Genomic DNA, 5,082 nt, shown 5'->3' on the forward strand with positions numbered 1-5,082 from the left:
TTCCACTGCAAACCGTGTTGACCGTGGAACCGGGACGTTTTTTTCAAATTCACGCGCGCGGGGTCCGCGGAATCACTTCAACGTCGGTGAGGACCGGAGTCAGAAGATGCTAGTCAAACAGAAGCTGCGTTTCCGGCGGCACTTCCACATCCGCAAGCGGGTGCGCGGCACGGCCGAGCGGCCGCGGATGGCGGTCTTCCGCTCCAACCGGCACCTCTACGTCCAGCTCATAGACGACGAGGCCGGTCACACCCTGGCCTCGGCCAGCACCCTCGACCTGCGCTCCGAGGGGGCGACCTCGACGGCGAACCGTCAGACGGCGGTCAAAGTCGGCGCCCTCATCGCCGAACGGGCCAGGGAAAAGAAAATCACGAGCGTCGTTTTCGACCGCGGCGGGTTCAAGTTCCACGGCCGGGTCAAGGCCCTCGCCGAAACCGCACGCGAGGCCGGGCTCAAGTTCTAGGAGACTCATGAAGCGCGAGGAAATCCTGGGCGATCTGGAAGACCGGGTCATCGCGATCAACCGGGTGGCCAAGGTGGTCAAGGGCGGCCGACGCTTCTCCTTCAACGCCCTCGTCGTCGTGGGCGACAAGAAGGGCCGCGTGGGCTGGGGCCTGGGCAAGGCCCCCGAGGTGCCGGACTCCGTGCGCAAGGGGATCGAGGCCGCCAAGAAGCACATGGTCAAAATCCCCATGATAGGCACGACCATCACCCACAGCATCGTGGGGCACTCCGGGGCGGGACGCGTGCTTCTTAAACCGGCCGCGCCCGGCACCGGCGTCATCGCCGGCGGCGCCGTGCGTGCCATCCTCGAGGTGGCCGGCGTCGGCGACATCCTCTCCAAGACCCTCAACACCAACAACCCCCACAACGTGGTGCACGCCGTCTTCGACGCCCTCGAGGGGATGATGAGCATTGACAGCGTGGCCAAGCGCCGCGGCAAGCGCCCGATAATGCGGCACCACGGCTACTACACCTTCAGCCGCCCCGGCAAGGAGGAGCCCGAGGAGGCCCTCGAGCCGGTGGAGGAGAAGCTCACCGGTTTCAGCGCCGGCGGCGCGGGGAACGAGGATGGCTAAGAAGAAGCAAAAGCTCTCCGTCACCCAGGTCAGGAGCCAGATCGGCGCCCTGGAGCGTCACAAGGTCACCCTGCGGACCCTCGGCCTGGGGCGCATCGGCCGCACCGTGGTCCACGACGACACGCCCCAGATACGGGGCATGATCTACCACGTCCGGCACCTGGTCCGCGTGGAAGAGGCCAAAAAATAATTCGGTAACGACGCCCCGTAAGTCCGCGGCGCGGGCGAGGGGCGGGGTGTCCGGCGGACGCCTCGAGGCGGGAGCGGTCATGGACCTGGTTTCCGGAAATACGAAAAAGCGGCGGCGGATCGGCCGGGGGAACGGCTCCGGCAGCGGCACCACCTGCGGCCGGGGGATGAACGGCCAGAACGCGCGCTCGGGCGGCGGCGTACGCCGCGGGTTCGAGGGCGGGCAGATGCCGTTCTTCCGCCGGCTGCCCAAGCGCGGATTCCAGTCACGCGTCGGCCGGAAGAAGAAGGGCTTCGACCACGTGAACGTGGGCGAGCTGGATGCCCTCGGGGTGACCGGGACCGTGGACATCGAACTGTTGAAGGCCGAGCGCCGCGTCATGCCCAGCGCCCAGCGGGTCAAGATTCTGGGGACCGGCGAGGTGACCGGGGCCTACGAGGTGCGGGCCAACGCGTTCAGCGCCGGAGCCGCCAAGAAAATCGAGGCCGCGGGAGGGAAGGCGGTGGTCGTCTAATGTTTAATAGTATCCGGAACATGATGGCCATCCCCGAGCTCCGCCAGCGCATATTCTTCACCATCGCCATCTTCTTCGTCTATCGCGTGGGCGGCCACATCCCCGTCCCCGGCGTCAACGCCGGCGTCCTGTCCGCCTGGTTCAACCAGAACGCCCAGGGCGGCCTCTTCGGCTTCATAGACATGTTCGCCGCCGGCAACCTACGCAAGGCCACCATCTTCGCCCTGGGCATCATGCCCTACATCTCCGCCTCCATCATCATCCAGCTCCTCACCGCGGTCGTGCCCGCCCTGGAGAAGCTCTCCAAGGAGGGCGAGGCCGGCCGCAAGCGCATCACCCAGTACACGCGCTACGGCACCATCGGCCTATCGCTCCTCCAGAGCTTCGGCATCCAGATCTGGCTCAAGAGCTTGGTCTTCAACGGCGTACCCGTGGTGGAGCCCAGCATGGGCTGGCTCTTCACCCCGCTGACCATGATCACCATGACCGCCGGAACCGCCTTCATCATGTGGCTCGGCGAACAGATATCCGAGCGGGGTATCGGTAACGGGATGTCACTCATCATTTTCATCGGCATCATCGCCCGCATACCGGCCGACGTGACGCTGACCATGGAGAAGATAGGCGCGGGCGACACCAACCTGGTCAACATCGCCGTGGTCCTCCTGGTGATGGTGGTCGTGGTGGCCGGAGTCGTGCTCATCCAGCAGGGGCAGCGCAAGATCCGCGTCCAGTACGCCAAGCGAATCGTCGGGCGCAAAATCTACGGGGGTCAGTCCACCCACATTCCCCTGCGCGTCAATACCGCCGGCGTCATCCCGATCATCTTCGCCAGCGCGCTGATCATGTTCCCCAACACCATCCTGATGTTCACCGACGCCGACTGGCTCAAGACCCTCGCCGGGTGGCTCGCCCCCGGAAAACCACTCTACATGATTATCTACGGCGGATTGATCATCTTCTTCAGTTACTTCTACACCGCCATCGTCCTGAACCCGGCGGACCTGGCCGACAACATGAAGAAGTACGGCGGTTTCATCCCAGGCATCCGACCGGGGAAGAACACCGAGCAGTTCATAGACCGCGTCCTGACACGCATCACCCTGGCCGGCTCGGTCTTCCTGGCCGTCATCGCCCTGTTGCCGATAGTGATGGCGATCATCTTCAAGTCGCCCATAACATTCGGCGGCACGGGACTTCTGATCGTGGTGGGCGTCGCGCTGGACACCGTACGCCAGATAGAGAGTCACATGCTGATGCGCCACTACGACGGTTTCCTGAAGAAGGGGCGCATCCGCGGCCGCCGGTAAGCCCTCGACGCCCATGAACCGACGGGGCCCCTGGGAAGACGCCCAAGGGCCCTTTGACCCATTTTAGGAGCCGCCGGCCTTGATCCTCGTTCTCTTCGGACCGCCCGGAGCCGGAAAGGGCTCCATCGCCAAGCTCCTCGAGCTGCGCCGCGGGATGATCCACCTCTCCACGGGGGACCTCATCCGGGCCGAGCTCGCACGACCCGACTCGCCCGTCGCCGACCGCATACGCGCCGTGGTGGAGTCCGGCGGGCTGGTGGACGACGCCACGGTGGAGGAAATCCTGGCGGCCCGAATCGCCGAGAACGCCCCCTCGATGCTCTTCGACGGATACCCGCGCAACATCCGCCAGGCCGAGCGCCTCGGGGAGATTCTCACCGGCGCGGGGAGGAACCTCACCGCCGCCGTCCTCTTCGAGGTCCCCGACTCCGTCATCGTCCGGCGGCTCTCGAACCGGCGCAGTTGCCCGGCCTGCGGGGCGGTGTACAATCTTCTGACCGTTCCGCCGAAGGTGGAGGGCGTCTGCGACCGCGACTCCGAGAGGCTCGTGGCGCGCCCGGACGACGACGAGCCGACGGTCGGTCGCCGGTTGGAGCTCTACCGCCGCGAGACGAGCCCCCTGGTGGAATACTACCGGGAGCGGGGGAAGTTCGTGCGGGTGGACGGCGTGGGCGAGCCGGAGAAAGTGTACCGGCGGCTGCTGGAGATTCTGGCTCCCCTCGAAAAGCGTTGAACGGGTCGGGGCGACACCTCGCCCGGAATCCACCCTCGTAAACGAACGGATGAGTTGCAGAACACCGACTTCGTAAAAAAGCGCGACGCCATGGCCGCGGCGGGGGCGATAGTCGCCGAGGCCCTGAACCTAGCCACCCGGACGGTGGTCCCCGGTATGAGGACCGGCGAGCTGGACGCCCGGGTGGAGGAGCTCATCCGCTCCCGCGGCGCACTTCCCTCTTTCAAGGGTTACAACGGCTACCCAGCCAGCGTATGCACCTCGGTGAACGACGAGATAGTCCACGGCATCCCCGGCCCCCGGCGCCTCGTCTCCGGGGACATCCTCAGCGTGGACATCGGCGCGTTCCTGGGCGGCTACCACGGCGACGCGGCGGTCACCATCCCGGTGGGCGACATTGACGAGCTCTCCGCCCGCCTCATCCGCGTCACCCGGGCCTCCCTCAACGCGGCCATCGAGCAGTGCCGCGCGGGGAACCACATCGGCGACGTCGGCTCGGTCGTCCAGCGCATGGCACTCGAGGCCGGCTTCCAGGTCGTGCGCGATTTCACCGGCCACGGCATCGGACGACGCCTCCACGAGAGGCCACAGATTCCCAACTACGGACGCCCCGGCACCGGACCCGCCATACGCCTCGGGGACGCCCTGGCCGTCGAGCCCATGATCAACGCCGGCACAATGGCCATCAAGATTCTCGACGACAACTGGACCGCCGTGACCTACGACGGCAGCCGAAGCGCCCATTTCGAGTGCACCCTCTTCGTCGGCGAGGGGGGACCGGAAATACTCACACCTTGGGAATGGCCCTGGGACGAACTGTGAGAATCACCGGGGCGTTTCTCCCTTTTCCTCAAAAACCTTGACTTACGACGCCTGCCTGTCTTAAACTTGCCGCTCGCAACCGGCGAACCGCCATTAAATGCCAAAAGAAGAGGTCATCCAGGTCGAGGGGGTCGTCACCGAAGCATTGCCTAACGCCATGTTTCGCGTGGAGCTTGAGAACGGCCGGATGATACTGGCCCACATCTGCGGGAAGATGCGGATGAACTTCGTGCGCATCCTCCCCGGCGACCGCGTCCGCGTGGAGGTCACCCCCTACGACCTCACCAAGGGCCGCATCACCTGGCGCTTCAAATAAAGGGGGCCCGTAAAGGGGGCCTGTAAAGGGGGGCCGGTCTGATAGGTGAAAAGGGGGCCCGTAAAGGGGGCCCGTAAAGGGGGGCCGGTCTGATAGGTGAAAAGGGGGCCCGTAAAGG

Annotated in this window: 7 protein-coding genes and 1 pseudogene; all 8 read left to right on the forward strand. The window is 65.4% G+C overall.

Features of this window, described 5'->3' with window-relative positions; translation table 11 throughout:
- The first annotated feature begins 106 nt into the window (after positions 1 to 106).
- The 8 genes and pseudogenes from rplR (at position 107) to infA (ending at position 4,964) form a co-directional block, all read left to right on the forward strand.
- Entirely contained in the window at positions 107 to 463 is a 357-nt protein-coding gene (gene rplR / locus VM054_00840; GenBank protein HUT97603.1) for a 50S ribosomal protein L18, read from the forward strand.
- A gap of 7 nt (positions 464 to 470) precedes the next feature.
- A pseudogene (rpsE, locus tag VM054_00845) lies at positions 471 to 941 on the forward strand (30S ribosomal protein S5).
- 130 nt (positions 942 to 1,071) lie between these two features.
- Entirely contained in the window at positions 1,072 to 1,269 is a 198-nt protein-coding gene (rpmD, locus tag VM054_00850; protein ID HUT97604.1) for a 50S ribosomal protein L30, read from the forward strand.
- Between the two features lie 79 nt (positions 1,270 to 1,348).
- A complete protein-coding gene (gene rplO, locus VM054_00855; GenBank protein ID HUT97605.1) occupies positions 1,349 to 1,783 on the forward strand; it encodes a 50S ribosomal protein L15 in 435 nt (144 codons plus the stop codon).
- On the forward strand, positions 1,783 to 3,093 hold the full coding sequence (secY, locus tag VM054_00860) for a preprotein translocase subunit SecY (protein HUT97606.1): 1,311 nt from the start codon (positions 1,783 to 1,785) through the stop codon (positions 3,091 to 3,093). Before rplO ends, secY begins: the two co-directional genes overlap by 1 nt.
- 79 nt (positions 3,094 to 3,172) lie before the next feature.
- The gene (locus VM054_00865; GenBank protein HUT97607.1) at positions 3,173 to 3,826 is read left to right on the forward strand and encodes a nucleoside monophosphate kinase; all 654 of its coding nucleotides are present in this window, start codon (positions 3,173 to 3,175) and stop codon (positions 3,824 to 3,826) included.
- Between the two features lie 54 nt (positions 3,827 to 3,880).
- Positions 3,881 to 4,648, forward strand: coding sequence for a type I methionyl aminopeptidase (gene map / locus VM054_00870; protein HUT97608.1), 768 nt, complete (start codon positions 3,881 to 3,883; stop codon positions 4,646 to 4,648).
- Positions 4,649 to 4,745: 97 nt separating this feature from the next.
- Positions 4,746 to 4,964 carry a translation initiation factor IF-1 gene (gene infA / locus VM054_00875; protein HUT97609.1) on the forward strand — a complete coding sequence of 73 codons (219 nt, stop codon included), beginning with the start codon at positions 4,746 to 4,748 and terminating at the stop codon, positions 4,962 to 4,964.
- The last annotated feature ends 118 nt before the right edge of the window (positions 4,965 to 5,082 follow it).

This window comes from bacterium, from assembly GCA_035528375.1.
Classification (GTDB): Bacteria; RBG-13-66-14; RBG-13-66-14; order RBG-13-66-14; family RBG-13-66-14; genus RBG-13-66-14.

Bases quoted from the DNA above. Each gene is read 5' to 3' on its own strand.
- secY (HUT97606.1), top strand. From the start codon at position 1,783: ATGTTTAATAGTATCCGGAACATGATGGCCATCCCCGAGCTCCGCCAG.
- infA (HUT97609.1), top strand. From the start codon at position 4,746: ATGCCAAAAGAAGAGGTCATCCAGGTCGAGGGGGTCGTCACCGAAGCA.
- rpmD (HUT97604.1), top strand. From the start codon at position 1,072: ATGGCTAAGAAGAAGCAAAAGCTCTCCGTCACCCAGGTCAGGAGCCAG.
- rplR (HUT97603.1), top strand. From the start codon at position 107: ATGCTAGTCAAACAGAAGCTGCGTTTCCGGCGGCACTTCCACATCCGC.
- rplO (HUT97605.1), top strand. From the start codon at position 1,349: ATGGACCTGGTTTCCGGAAATACGAAAAAGCGGCGGCGGATCGGCCGG.